Source organism: Kouleothrix sp., assembly GCF_046328425.1.
In the GTDB taxonomy this organism is placed as follows: domain Bacteria; phylum Chloroflexota; class Chloroflexia; order Chloroflexales; family Roseiflexaceae; genus Kouleothrix.
Map to the genome: position 1 here is coordinate 1 of NZ_JAXLWP010000033.1, position 19,804 is coordinate 19,804.

The 19,804-nt window shown below is 65.5% G+C and carries 18 protein-coding genes and 2 tRNA genes; 10 read left to right on the forward strand and 10 right to left on the reverse strand.

Going from position 1 to position 19,804, the window contains the following annotated elements; genetic code table 11:
• Nucleotides 1-188: 188 nt before the first annotated feature.
• From U0177_RS24520 to U0177_RS24530, 3 genes are all read right to left on the reverse strand, one after another.
• Nucleotides 189-1,130 carry an ABC transporter permease gene (locus U0177_RS24520; RefSeq protein WP_409573304.1) on the reverse strand — a complete coding sequence of 314 codons (942 nt, stop codon included), beginning with the start codon at nucleotides 1,128-1,130 and terminating at the stop codon, nucleotides 189-191.
• A 10-nt stretch (nucleotides 1,131-1,140) separates the two neighbouring features.
• Nucleotides 1,141-2,220 carry an ABC transporter permease gene (locus tag U0177_RS24525; protein ID WP_409573305.1) on the reverse strand — a complete coding sequence of 360 codons (1,080 nt, stop codon included), beginning with the start codon at nucleotides 2,218-2,220 and terminating at the stop codon, nucleotides 1,141-1,143.
• 94 nt (nucleotides 2,221-2,314) lie between these two features.
• Nucleotides 2,315-4,156, reverse strand: coding sequence for an ABC transporter substrate-binding protein (locus tag U0177_RS24530; protein ID WP_409573306.1), 1,842 nt, complete (start codon nucleotides 4,154-4,156; stop codon nucleotides 2,315-2,317).
• A gap of 592 nt (nucleotides 4,157-4,748) precedes the next feature.
• Here U0177_RS24530 and U0177_RS24535 point away from each other — a divergent pair.
• Both U0177_RS24535 and U0177_RS24540 read left to right on the forward strand, forming a co-directional pair.
• Nucleotides 4,749-5,726: a zinc-dependent alcohol dehydrogenase family protein gene (locus tag U0177_RS24535; RefSeq protein WP_409573307.1), complete on the forward strand. Its 978-nt coding sequence runs from the start codon at nucleotides 4,749-4,751 to the stop codon at nucleotides 5,724-5,726.
• 249 nt (nucleotides 5,727-5,975) lie between these two features.
• Nucleotides 5,976-7,601 (forward strand): PA14 domain-containing protein, encoded by a 1,626-nt coding sequence (locus U0177_RS24540; RefSeq protein ID WP_409573308.1) that lies wholly within the window; start codon nucleotides 5,976-5,978, stop codon nucleotides 7,599-7,601.
• A 180-nt stretch (nucleotides 7,602-7,781) separates the two neighbouring features.
• Here U0177_RS24540 and U0177_RS24545 read toward each other — a convergent pair.
• The 3 genes from U0177_RS24545 to U0177_RS24555 all read right to left on the reverse strand — a co-directional run bounded on the left by U0177_RS24545 (nucleotide 7,782) and on the right by U0177_RS24555 (nucleotide 10,050).
• Nucleotides 7,782-7,855, reverse strand: a tRNA-Gln gene (locus U0177_RS24545).
• 38 nt (nucleotides 7,856-7,893) lie between these two features.
• A tRNA-Leu gene (locus U0177_RS24550) sits at nucleotides 7,894-7,980 on the reverse strand.
• A gap of 102 nt (nucleotides 7,981-8,082) precedes the next feature.
• Nucleotides 8,083-10,050: a hypothetical protein gene (locus U0177_RS24555; RefSeq protein WP_409573309.1), complete on the reverse strand. Its 1,968-nt coding sequence runs from the start codon at nucleotides 10,048-10,050 to the stop codon at nucleotides 8,083-8,085.
• A gap of 394 nt (nucleotides 10,051-10,444) precedes the next feature.
• Between U0177_RS24555 and U0177_RS24560 the strand changes: the two genes are divergently transcribed.
• The 4 genes from U0177_RS24560 to U0177_RS24575 all read left to right on the forward strand — a co-directional run bounded on the left by U0177_RS24560 (nucleotide 10,445) and on the right by U0177_RS24575 (nucleotide 12,856).
• Nucleotides 10,445-10,699, forward strand: a complete 255-nt coding sequence (locus tag U0177_RS24560; protein ID WP_409573310.1) for a hypothetical protein — start codon at nucleotides 10,445-10,447, stop codon at nucleotides 10,697-10,699.
• Nucleotides 10,700-10,843: 144 nt separating this feature from the next.
• Complete coding sequence (locus tag U0177_RS24565; RefSeq protein WP_409573311.1) at nucleotides 10,844-11,212, forward strand: hypothetical protein; 369 nt, start codon at nucleotides 10,844-10,846, stop codon at nucleotides 11,210-11,212.
• A gap of 185 nt (nucleotides 11,213-11,397) precedes the next feature.
• Nucleotides 11,398-11,931 (forward strand): sigma-70 family RNA polymerase sigma factor, encoded by a 534-nt coding sequence (locus tag U0177_RS24570; RefSeq protein ID WP_409573312.1) that lies wholly within the window; start codon nucleotides 11,398-11,400, stop codon nucleotides 11,929-11,931.
• 166 nt (nucleotides 11,932-12,097) lie between these two features.
• Complete coding sequence (locus U0177_RS24575) at nucleotides 12,098-12,856, forward strand: anti-sigma factor domain-containing protein (protein ID WP_409573313.1); 759 nt, start codon at nucleotides 12,098-12,100, stop codon at nucleotides 12,854-12,856.
• Nucleotides 12,857-12,864: 8 nt separating this feature from the next.
• Here the strand turns inward: U0177_RS24575 and U0177_RS24580 are convergent, their stop codons facing one another.
• Nucleotides 12,865-13,947 (reverse strand): LLM class flavin-dependent oxidoreductase, encoded by a 1,083-nt coding sequence (locus U0177_RS24580; RefSeq protein WP_409573314.1) that lies wholly within the window; start codon nucleotides 13,945-13,947, stop codon nucleotides 12,865-12,867.
• Nucleotides 13,948-14,034: 87 nt separating this feature from the next.
• Here U0177_RS24580 and U0177_RS24585 point away from each other — a divergent pair, with 87 nt between their 5' ends.
• Entirely contained in the window at nucleotides 14,035-14,256 is a 222-nt protein-coding gene (locus tag U0177_RS24585) for a tautomerase family protein (RefSeq protein WP_409573315.1), read from the forward strand.
• Between the two features lie 12 nt (nucleotides 14,257-14,268).
• Here the strand turns inward: U0177_RS24585 and U0177_RS24590 are convergent, their stop codons facing one another.
• Both U0177_RS24590 and U0177_RS24595 read right to left on the reverse strand, forming a co-directional pair.
• A complete protein-coding gene (locus U0177_RS24590) occupies nucleotides 14,269-15,402 on the reverse strand; it encodes an alpha/beta hydrolase family protein (RefSeq protein ID WP_409573316.1) in 1,134 nt (377 codons plus the stop codon).
• A 60-nt stretch (nucleotides 15,403-15,462) separates the two neighbouring features.
• Nucleotides 15,463-15,903 (reverse strand): MarR family winged helix-turn-helix transcriptional regulator, encoded by a 441-nt coding sequence (locus tag U0177_RS24595; protein WP_409573317.1) that lies wholly within the window; start codon nucleotides 15,901-15,903, stop codon nucleotides 15,463-15,465.
• Between the two features lie 391 nt (nucleotides 15,904-16,294).
• Between U0177_RS24595 and rph the strand changes: the two genes are divergently transcribed.
• Nucleotides 16,295-17,026 carry a ribonuclease PH gene (gene rph, locus U0177_RS24600; RefSeq protein ID WP_409573318.1) on the forward strand — a complete coding sequence of 244 codons (732 nt, stop codon included), beginning with the start codon at nucleotides 16,295-16,297 and terminating at the stop codon, nucleotides 17,024-17,026.
• A gap of 85 nt (nucleotides 17,027-17,111) precedes the next feature.
• The gene (locus U0177_RS24605) at nucleotides 17,112-18,368 is read left to right on the forward strand and encodes a tetratricopeptide repeat protein (RefSeq protein WP_409573319.1); all 1,257 of its coding nucleotides are present in this window, start codon (nucleotides 17,112-17,114) and stop codon (nucleotides 18,366-18,368) included.
• Between the two features lie 333 nt (nucleotides 18,369-18,701).
• Here the strand turns inward: U0177_RS24605 and U0177_RS24610 are convergent, their stop codons facing one another.
• Entirely contained in the window at nucleotides 18,702-18,935 is a 234-nt protein-coding gene (locus U0177_RS24610) for a hypothetical protein (protein ID WP_409573320.1), read from the reverse strand.
• A 113-nt stretch (nucleotides 18,936-19,048) separates the two neighbouring features.
• Between U0177_RS24610 and xpt the strand changes: the two genes are divergently transcribed.
• Nucleotides 19,049-19,663, forward strand: a complete 615-nt coding sequence (gene xpt, locus U0177_RS24615; protein WP_409573321.1) for a xanthine phosphoribosyltransferase — start codon at nucleotides 19,049-19,051, stop codon at nucleotides 19,661-19,663.
• Nucleotides 19,664-19,804: the final 141 nt, after the last annotated feature.

Below are 19,804 nucleotides of genomic sequence, written 5' to 3' on the forward strand. Positions count from 1 at the left end.
GATCACACGCTATATGGCGGGGGTTCGGGGGCGGCTTTGCCGCCCCCGAATTTCTTTTTGGTATGCCCTTGCTGTATGGTGAGGTTTCGGGGGGCGGCTTTGCCGCCCCCCGAATTTCTTTTTAGTATGCCCTGCCCGGCTTTGCCGGGCAGGGCATACTAAAAAAACAGTGTTCAAATGAAGTAGTATTAGCGGCGCAGGCGCGGATCGAGCGCGTCGCGCAGGCCATCGCCGAGCAAGTTGAAGCCCAGCACGTTGACCATGATCGCCAGGCCAGGGAAGAACACCAGGTGTGGCGCGCTGAAAACCTGGTTGCGCTCGGCGCTGAGCATCGAGCCCCACTCCGGGGTTGGCGGCTGAGCGCCCAGGCCAAGAAACGACAGCGCAGCCGTCTCGAGGATGGCCGTGCCGATGCCAAGCGTACCCTGCACGATCAGCGGCGAGATCGCATTGGGCATCACGTGCTGCAGCAGAATCGCGAGAGGGCTAGCGCCAACCACGCGCGCGGCGGCCACATACTCTTCCTGCTTGACGGCCAGCACGCTGGCGCGCATCACGCGGGCATAGGCCGGAATCGACACAATCGCAATCGCGAGCATGGCGTTGATCAGGCCAGGCCCGAGCACACTGACGATCGCGATCGCCAGGAGCAGCGCCGGAAACGCGAGCAGCACATCGAGCACGCGCATGATCAGATTATCGACCCAGCCGCCAACATAGCCGGCAAGCGCGCCCAGCAGCACGCCAAGGATAATCGCGAAGCCGACCGTCAGAAACCCGACATACAGCGAGACGCGCGCGCCGTAGATGATCCGGCTCCACTCATCGCGATTGTTGCCATCGGTGCCCATGATGTGCTGCGGCTGGTCGGCTGCGCAGCCGAGCAGGTGAATGCACGGCGCCGCGCGCTTCTGCACATCTTCGATGCCGATCAGCACCTGCTCGGGATTGTAGGGCGCGAGCAACGGCGCCAGCAGAGCGACGAGCACGAGCAAGACAATGATCGTCAGACCGATCACCGCCGAGCGCTGGCGAAAGAACGCGCGGATCGCCTGGCGCCAGAGGCTTTCGGGAGCGCGCATCTGCGTAAGCGGTGCCGATGCTGCGGGCGCGGTGGTTGTTGTCGCCATAGATTGTCACCTACTCAAGTCGAATGCGCGGATCGAAGAACACATACGAGAGATCGACCAGCAGGTTCACGGCGACATACCCAAAGGCAATCACCAGTGTAAAGCCTTGTATCACCGGATAATCGCGCGCCGTAATCGCCTCGAACAGCATTCGCCCCACGCCCGCGAGCCCAAAGATCGTTTCGGTGAGCACCGCGCCACTGAAGACCGCGCCAAGCTGCAGGCCGATGATCGTGGCGATCGGCAGCAGCGCGTTCTTGAAGGCGTGGGCCATGATCACCTTGACGCCGCTGAGCCCTTTGGCCCGCGCGGTACGCACATAATCGCGGCCAAGCACGTCGAGCATGCTGGCGCGGGTCATGCGCGCAATGATCGACATCGGGATGGTGGCCAGCGCCAGCGACGGCAGTATCAGATGCTTGAGCGCATCGCCCATTACTGCCCACTGGCCAGTGATCAGCGCGTTGAAAATATAGAGGTTGGCGGCAAACTGCAACAAGCCCAGCCGCAGCGAGCCTTTGGGCGCGGCCCAGCCATACAGCGTGAAAAATGGTGTCGGGTTGATGCCTGCCGACAGCCGGCCCGAAGGCGGCAGCTGCAGCGGCGTGCCTTTCAGCAGCAGCGCGAACAGGTAAGCCAGCATCAGGCCGAGCCAGAACACCGGCATTGAGACGCCGATATTCGCGCCGACCATGGTGCCGACATCGATCGCGGAGTTGCGGCGGATCGCCGATAAAATGCCGGCTGGAATGCCAATCAGCGTGGCGATCACTAGCGCGATGATGCCAAGCTCGATCGTGAGCGGCAGGCGCTCGACGATAAGCTGCGTCACCGCGCGGTTAAAGCGTATCGAGTTCCCCAAGTCGCCGCTGAACACATCACGGGCATACACGGCCAGCTGTACGGGGATAGGCCGGTCGAAGCCCTTCTCCTGATTAAAGCGGGCGCACACTTCCGGCCGGGCCTTTTCGCCCAGCATCGCAACGCACGGCCCGCCGGGGATGAGCCGGGCCATCGCGAATGTCACCAGCATGACGCCGAGTAACACAGGGATGGCGGTAAGTATTCGCCGGCCAATGTACTGAATCATTGCATGCGTTCCGTTGCGCTGGGAGCGCGTGCCGCAGGGGCTATAAGGCCACGCGGCACGCGCTCGGCTTGGGGCCGTCAGGCCAATACCGGTGTTACTTCGCCGGCTTCTGGTTCATGAAACCGCCCCAGAGGCCCGAGAAGTAGTCGAACGCGCCGGTGTTGCCCTTGTGTAGCGGGCTCGCGGCGTCCCACTGCACATAGTAGGTCGTCACCACGTCGTTGGCGGTCAGCGGCGTGCCATCCGAGAACTTGACGCCGTCGCGCAGCTTGCACGTCCAGACGGTCAGGTCGGCGTTCGGGTCGCAGGCGGTAGCCAGCGCCGGCACCGACTTCGTGCCGCCCTTCTCGTAGGCGTACAGCCCTTCGGTCACCATGTTGCAGGCGCGCAGCGACTCGCCGTCGGTCTCGTCGCCGCAGTACATGCTGATCGGCTCGGCGTTCTGCATCCACACGAATGTATCGCGCCCGCCGGGATCCATCTGGGCGAAGATCTCGTTGCCAAGCGGGCTGGTGTGCGCGCCCTTGACGTCGGCCTTGAAGGCCACGGCCGAGCCACCGTGCGCAACTGGCACCATCGGGATGTGCTTCTTAATGAGGTTGTTCGCCTGCTCATAGACCGGCTTGCGCTTGTCGTCGCCGGCCAGCGCGGCGGCCTGCTTCAGCGCGGCGGTGAGGTCGTCGAACTTGTCGCCGAACGACTTCGAGGCGCCCGTACCGAAGTGGTAGTCGAGGAAGTTGGTCTGGTCGGGGTAGTCGGCGCCCCAGCCGAGCATGAATAGGCCCTGCAGCTGGCCCGCGCTGGCCGCGGCCAGGAATGCGCCCGACTCCATCTTGTTGATCTTGATGTTGATGTTCAGGTTCTGCTTGAGCTGGGCCTGGATGTCCTCGGCCACCTGGTTGGGCTGGGGCAGGTAGCCGCGCACCACGTCGCGGTAGGCCAGCTCGGTGTCGAAGCCATTCGGGAAGCCGGCATCGGCCAGCATCTTCTTGGCGGCGGCTGGGTCGAACTTATACCACTCATCGCCGGTGCAGCCGTTGGGGATGGCGCAGGGCGTGAAGTACTTCGCAACCTCGGAGCCGGCCGGGTAGAAGTTCTTGACAATCCGCTCGCGGTCGATGCCCATAGCGATCGCCTGGCGCACCTTCTCGTTGTCGAACGGCTTGTACGTATTGTTCATACCGACGTACATTACGTTCAGCGCCGGGCGCTCAATCAGCTGCAGCGAGGAGTCGCCCTTCACCTTGGCAAAATCGTCGGGCGCCACATTGTCGATGCCATCGACGGTGCCCGACTGGAGCTCGAGCAGGCGCTGCGCGGCCTCGGTGCTCCAGCGGAACACCAGCGTGGCGGCCTTGGCCTTCTCGCCCCAGTAGTTGTCGTTACGCTTGAAGGTAACGTTGTCGCCCTTGGTCCACGAATCGACCGCGTACGGGCCGGTGCCGATCGGCTTATTGAGCAGATCGCCGCCGCCGCCAGTCTCCTGGATATGCGCGGCCGGCTGGATGCCGAACGACGAGAACGCGACCTTGGCGAGGAACGCCGGGTCGGGCGAGCACATCGTGAAGCGCACGGTGCTCTTGTCGACGGCGGCGATCTCTTTGATCAGGCCGGCATACTTCTGGCCGGCGTACTCCGCGTCACACGCGGTCACGCTTGCGACGGCAAGGCCATTGTCTTCTTTGAGGCCGCCAATCGGCTCGGCGGCGGGGGCTGCGGCGGTGGGCTCGGCTGCGGCAGTGGGCTCGGGGGCAGTGGTGGCTGCAGCCGGCGCGGCAGTGGGCTCGGGGGCAGTGGTGGCTGCAGCCGGCGCTGCGGTGGGCTGCTCGGTCGTGGCTGGCGCACTGCCGCCACAAGCGGCCAGCAGCGGTATCAGGAGGGCCAGCAGAAGCGCCAGGGCGGCACTTCGTCGCCAAGAAACGTGCGCGAGTCGCATGTAGCATTCCTTTCGCAATAGGAGAATCTGCGTCTGCTCAGCGGGCAGATGTAGGAATTCGGTCTCTGCGCTGCCGATCACCTCCCCTCGTATAAAGAGCAGTGCGCACCATAGCTTGCTTGCCTAGGGCGCGCAAATGATTGTAAACCAAGAAGCCGCGACAAGGCGCCTGGCTGTACTAGGCTCGGTGTGGAAACGCCACCATTGCCGGCACCACAGGCCAGCCGGTGGCATTCAGGGCTGTAGTCGCTCGCCAGGGGCCGCCAGCGGCGGCAAGATGAGCAACGGTGATATGGAAATTCGCGTGCGCCGATTATATCAGAAAGCATTCTGAACGTCAACGCTCGTCGCTATCGCACAAAAAGACATTGAAAGACTTTACACTCTTTACACGCGCACACGTAGCATATCGGCCTGCAATCCGTGGTATGATCGGCGCGGGCTCGGCAACGGCGGGCCTGCGCGTTTGGTGGCCCGCAACGCGGGTGGCCGCATACTAAAGAAATTTGGGGCAGCGAAGCCGCCCCCAAACCCCCACCACAGTGTGAGTAATCAAGCGACTTTGGTATAAGCTGATCAGAAGAGGTGCTCAATGCGTTCGATCCGCTACACGGCATTTGGCAACCCGGCCGAGGTATTGCGCGTCGAGGATGTGCCAACGCCGACGCCACGGCCAGGGCAGGTGCTGCTGCGCCTGCAAGCTCGGCCGATCAATCCATCCGATCTCTTTCAGATCCGCGGCGCATACGGTATTCTGCCGCGGCTGCCGGCCACGCCGGGCATGGAGGGCGCGGGCGTGATCGAAGCGCTGGGCGAGGGTGTTGAAGGGCTGCGCGTTGGCCAGCTGGCCGTGCCGCTCGGGCCAATCGGCACCTGGCAAGAATACCTGGCCGCCGACGCGAACGCGCTGCTGCCGCTGCCCGAGGAGCTCGACATACGCGCGGCCGCGATGCTGGTCGCCAACCCGACTACCGCCTGGCTGCTGCTGCACGAAGCGCTGCGGGTCGAGCCGGGGGCATGGGTGCTGCAGAACGCCGCTAACTCGGCAGTGGGCTATTTCGTGATCCAGCTGTGCCGGAGGCTGGGCTATCGCAGCATCAACGTCGTGCGGCGGCGCGACGTATACGACGATCTGCGCGCCGCAGGCGCCGACGAGATCATCTGCGAGGCCGATGAAGATGTGGTCGAGCGGGTGCGCGCGATCACCGGCAAAGGCGCGCGCTATGCGATCGACTCGGTGGCCGGCGATAGCGGCTCGCGGCTAGCACAAGCGCTGGCGCCAGGCGGGATGCTGGTGGTGTTCGGCGCGATCAGCGGCCAGCCGCTGACGCTCGACGCAGGCGCGCTGCTGTTTCGCGGCGCCACGATCCAGGGCTGGTGGCTGGCACACTGGCTGCGCACTACCACGCCGGCCGCGCGCGTCGCCCTATTCGGCAAGCTCATCCCGCTGATCGCCGATGGCACCCTGCGCGCACCGGTCGCGGCCGAGTTCGACCTGGCCGATATTGCCGAGGCAGTGCGCCTAGCCGAGAGCAGCACACGCCACGGAAAAGTCTTGCTGGTGGGCTAACTACACCTGCAAGGCACATAAAAGTGAGACGTATTGACAAGCTAGCTTGAGAATATAGCGAGCGAGCGCCTGCTACTACCAAAATGATACCGCATCACAATCGCGGCGCTGCAGGAAGATGGGCGATCTGAGCACAGGCTGAGCACAAACCGGTAGCATGTGGCCACTGCGGCGTGCTATAAAAGCGCTGGTAAAAAACCTTTAACCACTGCAGGTTCAGCCCGCGAACCGCAGCTGAAGGAGCGCTTTTTGAAACGCATCGTCTTTATGGCCACGCTGATCGCCCTGCTGATCGGTGCCGTGCCATCTACGAGCGCGGCCGCCAGCACCAGCACCAGCGCCAGCGCCGCGCCGTCCACCGTCGCGCCTGGCGCCACAACCACGCTCACCGCCACGGCGAAAAGCGATACCGCAACCACCATGCTTGTCGACCTGGAGCTGTATGGCCCCAGCGGCCAGCGCGTCTTTCAACAAGCCTGGGACAACCAGGCGTTTGCGGCTGGCCAGCAGCGTACGTTTCAGGCTAGCTGGCCGGCGCCAAGCAGCGGCGCTGCGGGCACGTACACTATCAAGATCGGCCTGTTCTCGCCCGGCTGGGGCACGCTATACAGCTGGAACGACGCTGCCGGCCAGCTCAGCGTTGCAGCCAGCACCAGCGCCGGCAGCGGCCTGACCGGCCAGTTCTACGACAATAAAGACCTGACCGGCCTAAAGCTGACGCGCATCGACGCGAGCGTGAACTTCAACTGGGGCGCGGGCTCGCCGGCAGCCGCGATTGCCGCCGATACGTTCTCGGCGCGCTGGCAGGGCCAGGTTCAGCCACGCTTCTCCGAAACCTACACCTTCTATACAATCTCCGACGACGGCGTGCGGCTCTGGGTAAATGGCCAGCAGCTGATCAATAAGTGGAGCAACCAGTCTTCGGCCGAGAGCCGAGGCACGATCACGCTAGCCGCCGGCCAGAAATACACGATTGCGCTCGAGTACTTCGAAAACACCGGCAACGCCTCGGTCGCGCTGCTGTGGTCGAGCGCCAGCCAGGCCAAGCAGGTGGTTCCGCAAAGCCAGCTGTACCCGGCCGCCAGCAGCCCAGCCGCGACGCCAACCAGCACGCCGCGGCCAACCGCCACGCCCCAGCCTACCAGCGTGCCAAGCGCCACTGCAACGCCAGGCGCGGGGCGGTATTTCAGCACGCTGCCGCCCGGTTCGGCGCTGCCCAGCGACGCAGAGTGCGCCGCGGCGGTGAAGCGCCGGCCCGAGAACAAGCGCGTCAACGCGGGCTACAATGCCACGCGCGGCTCGCAGCAGCTGGCGAACAACTTCCTCAGCGGCGACCCACGCGCCAACTCCGTGATCGCCACGCGCGTGACCGGCAACTTCAGCGGCAGCACCGACGAGATCTTGCAGTGGGCCGCGTGCAAGTGGGGTGTCGACGAGGATATGGTACGCGCCCAGGCCGCTGTCGAGTCGTGGTGGCGGCAGAGCACCAAGGGCGACTGGACGACCGACGCGAGCCGCTGCGCGCCGGGCCACGGCTTGGGCGCCGACGGGCAGCCCGGCCAGTGCCCCGAGAGCTGGGGTGTTTTGCAGAACCGCTACCCGTACGAGCAGTCGGCCTGGCCTGGCATTGAAAGCTCAACTGCGTTCAACGCCGACGCCGCCTACGCGATCTGGCGGGCCTGCTACGAGGGCTACGAGTGGTGGCTGAACGACGTGGAGCGCGGCCAGGCATACGCCGCAGGCGACGCGTGGGGCTGTATGGGCCGCTGGTTCGCCGGCCGCTGGCACACCCCACCCGCCGACGACTACATCACCAAGGTGCGCGGCTACCTGAACGACCGCGTCTGGGAGCAGCCGAGCTTCCAGGAGCCGTAGAGGCTCCGAGTTGCAGGCGGCTCGCGCCAGGCCTGGCGCGGGCCGCCTGTGTGCCTGCACGGCGACACATTCGAATGACGCCGGCCAGCACACAGCAAATAAATCGACCTCGTAGCTTTACCACTACGAGGCCGCTTTCCGTGCTACCTTGAGTTAAACTCAGGTTAGGTTGTTTGGTGTTGGCTGGGGAACAGGGACTCGAACCCCAACTACCTGATCCAGAGTCAGGCGTTCTACCGTTAAACTATTCCCCAGAGACGCGGCTCTGCTATGATACACGAGCCGCTTCGCTTGGTGCCGAAGGGGAGATTTGAACTCCCACGAGGTCACCCTCACTACGCCCTGAACGTAGCGCGTCTGCCAGTTCCGCCACTTCGGCTTGCGGTTATTCCCCGACGCCCGGTATGATACATCAGCTTGCCGACTTTGTCAAACGGCCGATGCGGGCATTGGGTAGCGTCGCCCGCATCGGCTCTGGCAGCTACGGCGTGCTCAGGCTATAGCTGGCCGGCTCGGTGGTGAAGGGCGTGGTGCCGCTTACCGCCAGCGTGCCGCGCTCGCCCTCGGCGAGCTGCACGTGCGCCCGCCCGGCAGCATCGACGGGCACGCGCTCGACGCTGGTTGTGCCGCCGGATTCGCGGATCAGGCGTAGCGCCCACGTCTGCGGCAGCACGCCGCTGGTGCGTACAAAACCCTGCGCCTGCCAGCCCCCGTCGCCGTCCTCGGCGCCGTCGGCGTAGTTCAGCTCGGGGATGCGAATGTTGTCGAGCAGCAGCCCCTGGGCATTATAGGCCGCGTCGTTGACCACCCAGAAGCGCAGCAGCACCTTTTTTCCGGCGTAGGGCGTCAGATCCATCTGCTCGTCGACCCATTTGCCGCGCACGCCTTTGTCGGTCTCGACGCCGGGCGAGCCGCTGACGCCGGTGAGGCCGTTGCCAAAGTTCTGATCTTGCGGGTTGCTGGTGGTGGTGGTGCGGCCTTTCAGCGTCGCCCATGTCTTGCCGCCGTCGGTCGAGACGCCGACGAATGCGTAGTCCCAATCGAGCTCGATCTCGTACCACGCCGAAAACTGCAGCGTCGCCGACTTCACGCCACTCAGGTCGACTTCGCGCGACAGCGTTTCGATGCTGTCGTCGCCACGGTTGCTCCACCACATGTACTTGCCTTCGGCCGGGCGCGCCCCGGTGAGGCCGACCGTCTGGGCGCCTGCGAAGTCGACCGCCAACGGGCCGCGCATGTCGCCGTAGTAGTCGGCGCCGAACTGCGCCACGGTGGCTTGGCCCGGCGCAAACGGCGCGACTGCGGCTTTGTCCGGCAGCAGCTTATAGGCGTAGCGCCCGCCGTCGACCGAGGGTTCGTTCAGCACATTCGCCACCGCCCAATCGGCATATACATCGGCGAAGCTCTTGATATCGGGGCGCTTGCGCGCTGCGACGCGCGCGAACACGTCGAGGTTGTTGCCGGCGTCGGCGCCAATCAGCTCGGAAACGCCCTGATCGCCGCTGTACTGCTCATAGAAGTAGCGCAGAAACAGCTGCGATGCACCATAGTGGCTATAGGCCACGCCTCCGTCGGGACTCCAGGCATTCAGCTGCAGGTCAGGCTCCTGCAGGTAGACTTGCGCCGTGCCGTCGTCGATGTAGCCGTTCAGGTCTTCGGCGAGTGTCGACATGCCTTCGTTGAACCAGCTAGGGCTACGGCGGGTCACATTCCACTCGATCATATGCTGGAACTCGTGGGCCAGTGTCGAGCCATATGCGTCGCTGCCAAGGCCGTAGGAGTTGACGCCGATCACAAACATTTCGCGCTCGTTGCTGAAGCGATTCACAGCTTTCACCACGCCATCGGCCGAGGAGAAGTAGCCGCCGGCGCCCTGCAGCGGGGTATTCAAAATCGTCAGGCGCGGGTCGCCGTCGATGCCGGGCGAAAGCTCGTGGCCAAACAGCGCGCGGTCGCGCTCGTAGATGTGCTGCTCGAACTCCTTGGCCGAGCGCTCGATGTCGGCCTGCTTCACGTCGAGCTGGGTGTCGACATACATCAGCACCACCGGGCCGGCATAGCGCAGCTTGGCCTTCACCTGGTAGTTGGTGTTCTTGCTCATGTCGGCCACCCAGAAGGTTTCGACGTCGCCCACCTTCACGTCAAGCGGCGTGGTGCGCGCGACGTTGGGGATGTCGCCGAGGCCCTTGAACGCCTCGGCCAGCGCCACCTGGTCGCGCGCGGCGGGCACGGCGGCAGCAATATGCTCGGGCTGATCGACGGGAAGATCGGCCGGCGCGGGCGTCGGCGTCACGTTGAAGCGAATGGCGGTTGGGGCAGGCACGGCGGTTGGCGCGCGCCGCGCCACCGTCGGGGCCGGCGCAGGCGTGGGCTCAGGGGCCGGCTCAAACGGCAGCGCGCATGCTGCCAGCACGAACGCGCCAAGTAGACCAAGTAGACCTCGCCGCATGATTGTTCCTTTTTGTTGCGCAGACGTAACGGCACGTTTTGTGCAATATGGCCGACGCATACGGCCAATTTCGATTGCAGGGTATTGTAGCGAGAATAGAGACCAGGCACAAGCACCCAATGCTTGCAAAATTGTCACAGAAGCGCGAACCAAAAGTTGTGGCGTATACGTTTTAACACATAGTAGCTCGTGCTTGTGGTATGTCCTGGTTGGCTATAGTACCAGCGATGCGACAAACAAGGGAATATCGGTTAGTTGCATTTGGCTGGCGGCGATCGGATACTGCAAGTAGCACGAGCGTTGCCGGAAGCCGAGGTGCACGCTACGGTACAGAGGCCGGCGACGTGTTTAGAGAGCGCTCTTGTACGCACAACAGCTGATGCGGAGGTTTGAAATGGTTGAATTCGTCGTACAGCTCACGATTGTGGGCATCTGGGCAACAATGCTCGTTATCCATACACGCCGCCTGCTGCGCCTGGCGAATATCGAGCTGAAGTCGCGCAGCACCAAGCAGCTCCGGCCACAGCTGAACCGGATGTGGTGGTGGCTTGGCCGCGAGGAGTACTGGCGCGCGGTGCAGGTCGACGTGATGCGCGGCCTGCAGATGACGCTGATGGTGTTTCTAATGGTGTGGGGGATCTACGCCTAGCCCCACAACCGCGCCGGCGCACCGCATCCCCACCCGCACGCGGGTGGGGATTTTGTTAGCGGCATTCGCGAGCCCACCCCAGAGTATGGTACTATTGCCCTGGCCGCCTATATGCGGCGCTGAGACACGGTGGGGGAGCGAGATATGAACGTGCGTTGGATGGCGGTGTTCACCGGCTTTCTGGTGGACTGGTTTCTGAGCCTGTTGATGATGCTATTCGCGCCCCAGGCGTACCTCGCCGGGCCCGACCTAACACGGCCGAGCGATGTACTGATGATCGCGCTGCTAACGCTCTCGACCGGCATTGGCGGCTACATAGCCGGCCGCATCGCCCGCGTCGACCGCACGCTGAATGGCTTTCTTGTCGCGATCGTCGGCATTCTGATCGGCCAGCTGGGCGCAAGCCTGCCGCGCGTGCTGATCCTGGCGAGCGTGGTGTCGTGCGGGCTGGCCGCGCTCGGCGGCTACCTCAGCCGCTTCCCTGCCGAGCGCTCGCCGCAATCGCCGAAATAGCACAAGCGCTTCGTGTATAATACAGCCGCGAAGAAGCACGCCACCGCGCCGCGCGCCGCGCGCGCCGGCTTTAGCCGCCGAAGCTCGCACCGCGCGCGGTATTCGGCCCGCCAGGCACAGCAGTGACAAAGCCAGCATCTACTACCGCAGATCTCGCGTCGCTGCGGGACGAAGAGCTTCTCGCAATGGTGCTGCGGCGCCACGAGCCGGCGCTTGGCGCGATCTACGATCGCTATGGCCGGCTGATTTACACGATCGGCCTGCGCATCACCGGCGACCGCCTGACCGCCGAAGAAGTGGTGCAGGATGTGTTTCAGAACATCTGGCAGGCGGCCAGCACGTTCCAGCCAGGCGTCGGCCTGTTCTCGTCGTGGATCTTTGGCATCGCGCGACACCGGGCGATCGACGCGATGCGCAGCAAACGCGAGCGCGCGCGCACGCGCGAGCAGGCGCTCGACGCCAATGCGCCTTTCGTGGCACCCAACGACCTGGAGCGCGATGTCGATCAGGCGCTGCTGCGTAACGCGGTGCGCCTGGCGCTGGCCGAGCTGCCGGCCAACCAACGCCAGGCGATCGAGCTGGCCTACTACGGCGATCTCACTCGTGCCGAGATTGCCGAGCACCTTGGCGAGCCGCTGGGAACGGTGAAAACGCGCCTGCGCCTGGGGCTTTCGAAGCTGCGCGACCTGCTGCGCGGCCTTGAGGATGAGCAGGGCTAGCTGCGACCTGCCCGGCCGGTGCATCCAAGCAGACCATGTAGATCGCATTGTTGGATGAAACCGCTCGCCGCCGGCCTAGTCGCCTGCCTGGAGCAATGCAAACACTGCGTTTCATGATCTTGCCTGAAATTGCGCATATCGCCCGTCAAGCCAGTGGACATCGTGCATGACAACACTGCCGCCCGATGATATTTTGGATCTACTGAGCGCCTACGCGCTCGGGGCGCTCGAGCCCGCCGAGATCGCGCGGGTGAGCGCGCTGCTGCGCGAGCAGCCCGAGCTGGGCGCGCTGGTAGCCGAGCTGCGCGCCGCCGCCGACGCGCTGCCATATGGCCTGCCCGAGGCCGCTCCGTCGGCTGATCTGCGGCAGCGCACGCTGGACCATGCGACAGGCCGCACTGCCGGGCGGCGCACGCCAGCGCCAAGAATCGCCGGGCAGGCGCGCGGCTGGCTGGGGGCGCTCGGCGCGCTGGCGGCGCTGGCGCTGGTGGCCGCAATGATAGGATGGGCGCAGTTCTTTGGCGCTTCCGGCAGCGCCGGCCAGCTGCGCGGCGAGATCGCGACGTCGCAGGCGCAGCTGGCCGATCTGCAGGCGCAGATCAGCGCCGCGAACCGCGTGCTGGCCTCGCTCCAGAGCGAGGCGGGCCAGGCGGCGCTGCTGCAGACCAGATCGGGCGCGACGGTGTTTGTCGCCAAGCTGCCGCCGCTGCCGCCCGGCCGCGTCTACCAGCTCTGGCGCATCCAGGGCAACAACGCGCCGGCCAGCGCCGGGCTGTTTACCGTCAACCAGCAAGGCTTCGGCCAGGCCGACTTAGCCGCCGCCGCGCCACTGGCCGGCGAGACGATCGCGGTGACGAATGAGCCGGCTGGCGGCAGCCCTGGCCCGACCACCCAGCCGCTGATTAGCTCCACCGTGAACGCCTGAGCCGGGTGCTAGCTCGCCGGCCCAACCCGGCGGGCGATCTCCGCGCGCACCACCGGCGCCACCTGCGTGCCAAGCAGCTCGATCGCCCGCAGCATCTTGTCGTGCGCGATCGTGCCTACGCCAAGCTGCAGCAGCAGGCGCTGGTGCCCGAACAGCTCGTGCTGAAACAAGATCTTCTCGACGATCTCCTGCGGGCTACCCACAAAATCGGCTCCGCGCAGCGTGCGCGACGCCTCGAACTGCGCGCGCGTAATCCCCGGCCAGCCGCGCTCGCGACCGATCTTGTTCATCATCAGCGCAAACGTGGGAAAGTAGTCGTCGGCGGCCTGGCGCGAGTCGTCGGCGATGAAGCCGTGGGAGTTGATGCTGACCGTGAGCTGCGCGGGGCTGTGCCCGGCGCGCCGGCCGGCCTCGCGGTAGAGCGACACCAGCGGCGCGAAGCGCTCGGGCATGCCGCCGATGATCGCCAGCGCCATTGCCAGGCCGAGCGTGCCTGCGCGCACCGCCGACTCGGGCGTGCCACCCACGGCGATCCACACCGGCAGGGGCGACTGCAGCGGGCGCGGGTAGACGCCCAGCCCATCGAGCGCGGCGCGGTGCTTGCCCGACCACGTAACCCGCTCGGATTCGCGCAGCTTCAGCAGCAGGCCGAGCTTTTCGGCAAACAGCGCGCTGTAGTCGTCCAGATCGTAGCCAAACAGCGGGAACGACTCGATAAACGAGCCGCGGCCGGCCATGATTTCGGCGCGCCCGCCCGCGATCAGGTCAAGGGTTGCAAAATCTTGAAAGACGCGCACCGGGTCGTCGGAGCTGAGCACCGTCACCGCGCTGGTGAGGCGGATCGAGCGGGTGCGCGCTGCCGCGGCCGCCAGGATCGTCGCGGGCGACGAGGCAATAAAGTCGGGCCGGTGGTGCTCGCCAATGCCGAACACATCGAGCCCGACCTGGTCGGCAAGCTCGATCGTTTCCAGCAGGTTGCGCATGCGCTCGGCGGGGCTGATGCTCGCGCCGGTGGTTGGGTCGGGGGTAAGCTCAACAAACGAGTAGACGCCGATTTCAAACTGGTGTGCGGCGGGTGGGCTGGCGAGCATAGATATTCTCCTCCGAGACGGCGCGGCGACGGTGTGCTACCATAGCGGCGCCGCAAGCCTGCGAGCGATTGATGAAAGGACGCACGAATGCCGATTGTACGGATCGACATGCTGGCCGGGCGCACGCCCGAGCGCAAGGCCGACCTGATCCGCCGCGTGACCGACGCGGTGGTGGCGGCGCTCGAGGTACGCCCCGAGCAGGTGCGAGTGCTGCTCAGCGAAGTTCCGCCCGAGCACTGGGCGATCGGCGGCGAGACGATCGCCGCGCGCGCCAGCCGAGCGCCAACACCAGAAGCCGAGCGGGGCTAGCGCGGCGCGGCCTCACGATTGGCCGGCGACTGCCAGCTGCGCGCCGAAGAACTCGGCGATGCGCCGCAGGTACAGCTGATTGGCCGCTCCGGTGAACGAGTGCGGCTGGCCAGGGTACTCGAAATACTCGACCGGCTTGCCGGCGGCGCGCAGGCCGTCGAGCAGATCGCCAGGCCACTTGTATGGCACGGTTTCGTCGGCGCTGCCCCAGTGGATCTGCACCGTCGCCGAGACAAACGCGAGGTATGGCAGCGGCGAAAGGCGCTGATACAGATCGGGCGCGGCGTCGGGGGCGACAGGAAACTCGACGTCGACGCGATCGATCACGCCGGTGCGCCGGCCAGGCGGCTGCCCGGCGCGCGCGCGGCTGCGCTCGACGCGGAACTGGTAATCTTCGGCGATATTCGACGACGCGGGCGAGTAGATCACCGCCGCCGCGACCTGGTCGCTCACGACGATCGCCTTGGCGGTGATCGCGCCGCCGTTGCTGTGGCCCCACATGCCCAGCTTGCCCGGCCGGGCCTGCGGCAGCTTCTGCGCCAGCGGGATGAGGTTCAGCGTGTCGATCACGTGGCCGGCGCGAAACAGATTCGGCGCGTCGTCCGACCCGGCGTGCGATCGAAAGTCGGGCGAGATCGTCAGAAACCCACGGCTAGCCAGGTAGTCGGCCGCTAGCTTCGATCCATTGCCAGTCTGGTAGACGTCGAGCGGATAGTAGCCGTGGTTGAGGATGACCACAGGGAATGGGCCGGAGCCTGCGGGCACATTGAGCATGCCGGTGATGCGCAGACCGTCGCTGGGGTAGGCGACGAGGTAGCGCGTGAACCCGGCGGCGCGCTCGATCTCGCGTACGATCTCGATCTGGCCCTGGCCGTAGCTGCGCGCGCGTAGCCCGGCGATGGTATAGGGCGCGTACGCGGCCCACGGGTCGGGCGTGGCGCTGGGCGCCGGGCTGGCGCTAGGCGTCGCGCTTGGCGCGGCGGTAGCGGCGCCGGCGGTGTTGGTTGGTGCGGCGGCGATCGCGCTCGGGCGCGCGGGCGGCGGGGTGGGGGTGGGCTCCACAGGCGGCGCGCTGCACGCCGCAAGGCCCAAGATCAACAGCGGCCCCGCCGCGTGCCGCCATACGCGGCTCAGTCGCATCGGCATAGTCCTCTCTGGTCGGCGCCTGGCCGGCGGCTGCACTGGCGCAGGCGTGGCCGTGGGGCGCTAGGGCGCACCTTCGGCGAACATGCCAAGCAGCTCGTCGCGCAGCTTGGCGAGCAGGCCGCCAAGCGTGCGCTGCTCGTCGTCGGTCAGGCAGCGCATCCGCTGCTCGATCGACTGATCGAACGCAATACGCGCCTGCTCGCGCCGCGCGACGCCCAGCTCGGTCAGCACCAGGCGTTGCGCGCGGCGGTCGTCGGGGTCGGGCGCGCGCGACACCAGGTTCTCCTGCACCAGCCGATCGATCACGCGCGTGATGCTGCTTTTGTCGAGCAGCAGCGGCCCGGCCAGGTCGATCGGGCGAATGCTCTCAACCGGATCGAGGCGCTGCAGCACCGCGAACTGCGTCGGCGTAAGGCCGAAGGTTTTCAGCAGGCGGTGATCGCCGTCGTCGAGCAGCAGAAAGGCTTCGAGCAGGTGGTTATACGCGCTCAGTGCGCTCATACACGAACCCCTATCGGCGCCATAGGCCCGGCGCATCACAACGGCGCCAGTATAGCAGAGCCAGCCGGGGGCGGCAATGCGCGGGCGGTTTGGAAATGCGGCGCGGGGTTGACGAATGCGGCGGTTGTTTCTATAATCCCTCGGTGCCGAGAAGCTACACGCGCATACGCAGACCCACCGCCAAACCATCAGCGCCGCTTTTCATCGCTGCGGGTGCGGCGCAGCCGCATAGCTAATATGATTTCTTCCAGAAAAGTGTGCATAGAATTTTTCTTGGAGGAGCTGCTGCCCCTCCAAACCTCCCCGCTATGCACCGGTGATGCTCGTGCCGACGCCAACGCTTGGCGTGGATTGTGCAGCCGGTAGCTGAGCGCTCTATGAAGGAGCAGCCATGCCACGCCACGATGGCCGCGCGCCGGGCGATCTACGCCCGATCGCGATTACGCCGAACAGTTACGGCTTTGCCGAGGGCTCGGCGCTGATTGAGATCGGCGGTACGCGCGTGCTGTGCGCGGCGAGTGTCGAGGAAAGCGTGCCCGGCTGGCTGCGCGGCAAGCAGCAAGGCTGGGTCACGGGCGAGTACGCGCTGCTGCCGCGCTCGACGACGACGCGCACCCGGCGTGAGCGCAACGGCGCGAGCGGCCGCACCCAGGAGATCCAGCGCCTGATCGGCCGCGCGCTGCGCGTCGCAGTCGACCTGCACCGCCTTGGCGAGCGCGTGATTACGATCGATTGCGATGTGCTGCAGGCCGACGGCGGCACGCGCACTGCGGCGATCACCGGCGGCTATGTGGCGCTGGCCCTGGCATTGCACCGGCTGGTCGAGCGCGGCACCCTGGCGGCCAACCCGCTGTCTACGCCCGTAGCGGCGGTGAGCGCGGGCTATGTTGGCGGCGCGGCGCTGCTGGATCTCGACTACAGCGAGGACAGCGCGGCTGAGCTGGATTGCAATGTCGTGCAGACGGGCGCGGGCGGCCTTATCGAGGTGCAGTGCACCGCCGAAGGCCGCGCGATCAGCCGCGCCGAGCTGAACGAGCTGCTCGACCTAGCCGGCGCAGGGATCGCGCGCTTGCTCGAGGCGCAGCGCGCGGCCTTGGCGAGCGCCGGAGTGCATGTGCTATAATAGCGGCCACGGTGCGGCTCGGGTGTGCGGCCCGGCCCGCGATACCGCCCACCATTCCAGCCAAATGTTCTTCGGAGAAGCGGCAATGCTCGATGAGGTTCAGCGAGAAGAGGCGCTCATCCATTTTCAGCGCGGGCTCCACCTCGAACGCGCCCACCGCGTGAACGAGGCTGTCGAGGAGTATCGCCTGGCGATCGCTCACGATCCGCACCTGCGCGAGGCCCACGACGCATTGGGCTGCTACTACCAGCGCCAGGGCCTGCTGGCGAAAGCCGCCGACGAGTTCCGCGTGGTTACGGCGCTGGATGGCGACTTCCTCTCGCACTTCAATTTCGGCTGCGTGCTGCTCGACTTAGGCCGCCACGACGATGCGCTGGCCCAATTCGAGCGCTGCAAGGCACTTCAGCCGAACGACGTGGCCTGCGACTACGAGATCGGCTATATTCAGTTCCTCAAGGGCAACTACCACGCGGCGCTCGAGCTGCTGCGCACGCCACTGCTGCGCTACCCCGACGACTGGGAAGTCTACAATACGATCGGCAGCTGCCACCTGCGGCTTGGCGCCTACGACGCCGCGCTCGAAGCATTCGGCCAGGCGCTGCGCTTCGCTACGCGGCCATATGCCCAGGCGCAGGTGATCGAGTCGATCCGCGCGATCGATCGCTACCGCGAGCTGGGCGCCATCCGCTGCGCCAAGGATCGCATGTACGCCGAGAGCGGCGTGGTGTACCTTGGCTCGGCCCAGGACGACGGGATCGCGATCGAGGAGTTCCAGCACTACCATTTTACCTACCCCGACATCGGCGCGACGATGCGGCGCTTTCTGGCGGTGTACGCCGAGCTGGAGTGGGCGTTTAGCTCGGTAGTTGCGCTCGACCGGCAGTCGGCGCCGCTGGCCGATGCGCTGGCCGAGCTGATTGGCGCGCCGAGCGTGCCGGCCGACGCCGTGCGCGCCAGCGACCTGCCGCTGTTCGTGCTGGCGGTCGGGCACGAGGCCGAGCTGCTGAAGCTGGCGATCGAGCGTGCTCCCACGCCGGCGATCACCTTCTGCCTGGGGCTGAACTGGCTGCGCCACAGCCCGGTGCTGCCCGACATCACCGGAGTGGTGGCGCGCGGCGGGTGCAGCGTGCCGTGGGAGCCGGAGATCAGGCGCCTGCGCGCCGACGGCGCCGCGCCCAGCCAGATCGTAGCCTGCCAGCGGCTCGCCGCGGCGCGCATCCTGGTGGCTACGCGCGAGATCGCGCCCGACTATGCGCTCGCACACCAGGCACAGTACTACCAGCGCCACAGCAACCTGCGCTTTGTCTCGATCCTCGAGCAGCACCCGGCAGCGCTGGCCTAGCGCCAATACTTTCACAGCAGAGCGATTGAGCGGAGAGCGGAGAGCAATCGGTCATCCTGATGGGCTCCGGAGTCACCCCGCAGCATCACTCTCTGCGATCTGCTATAGCGCTTATGCCGAACAACGCAACTGCGTTTGTTCTCGCTTTTCATACGCTGTTCGCTTGATCACGTATAGATCGTGTTGCACTACGTGGCTTCGCCACGTAGTGCAACACAATAAGAAATAGGGCGGCTTCGCCGCCCCCAAACCCCCACCCAAAGTGTAGGTAATGAAGCGAATTTAGTATCAAACAGCCACATAGCCGCGAAGAGGCAATGCAGCCGAGCCGGGCTAGATCAGCACGCTGTCGAGCCGGCGCTCGCTCATGAAACTGCGCACCTCCGGGCAATCGTTGATTGCCAGCACCTGGCAACCGCGCTCGTGACGCAGCACAAACTCAAATGCGCTGACCTGGCCAACCGCGCTGCGATACACCAGTCGTTCGATCACCGGGCCTTCCAATCGCCACCCCTCGGCGAGCTGCGTGTGTAACCACCGTAGCCGGTGAATATCGTATTCAATCACATACGTTTCCTTTCACTGCGTTGTGATCGGCTGACAGCGAAGTTGCTATAACCATACCACCCGATTATGAGCCGGAAATGAGGGTTATGTTAAATCTTGTGAAAGAGGGCCGCATGACTTCGCATCCTCCCATCGCGATTGATACGCCATTCGAGCCGCTGGTGCAGCGGATCGTCGCCGAGGCGACGGTTGTAGACGACCGGATTTTGAAGATCGATCACTTTCTGAACCACCGGATCGAGCCGGCGTTTATGCAGGCTATGGGCGACGCGCTGGCCGAGCGCGTGCGGCCGTTCGCGCCCACGCTGGTGCTCACCGCCGAGGCGAGCGGCATCGCGCCAGCGCTGGCGGTGGCGGTGGCGCTAGATGTGCCACTGGTGTACGCCAAAAAATATGCCCCGGTGGTCGAAACACCGGCGATCTCGCGGATCGTGCACTCGCCCACCAAGGGCGGCGAAACCAAGCTGGCGGTGTCGGGGCGCTACCTGGGCGCGGGAATGCGCGTGGTGCTGATCGACGACTTCCTGGCGAATGGCAAGACGGCGCTGGCGCTGGCCGAGATCGTCGCCGACGCCGGCGCGACGACGGTGGCGGCCGGGTTTCTGGTCGAGAAGCTGTTTCAGCACGGCCGCGAGGCGCTGGCACAGCTGGGTATTCCGATCGCGACGCTGGCGCAGGTCGAGCGGCTCGAGGGCGGCCGGGTGGTGATGCGCGAGCGCTCGCGCTGACGCCGCCGACCCACGACAGCGCGCACACGGGCCGCGACGAATGTTCGTCGCGGCCCGTGTGCGCGTACCGCAGTTGTACCGCAGTGCCGGTATGCTATGCTCGCCTCAACAGTTTTCGTTCTTCGCAAGCACGGAGCACAG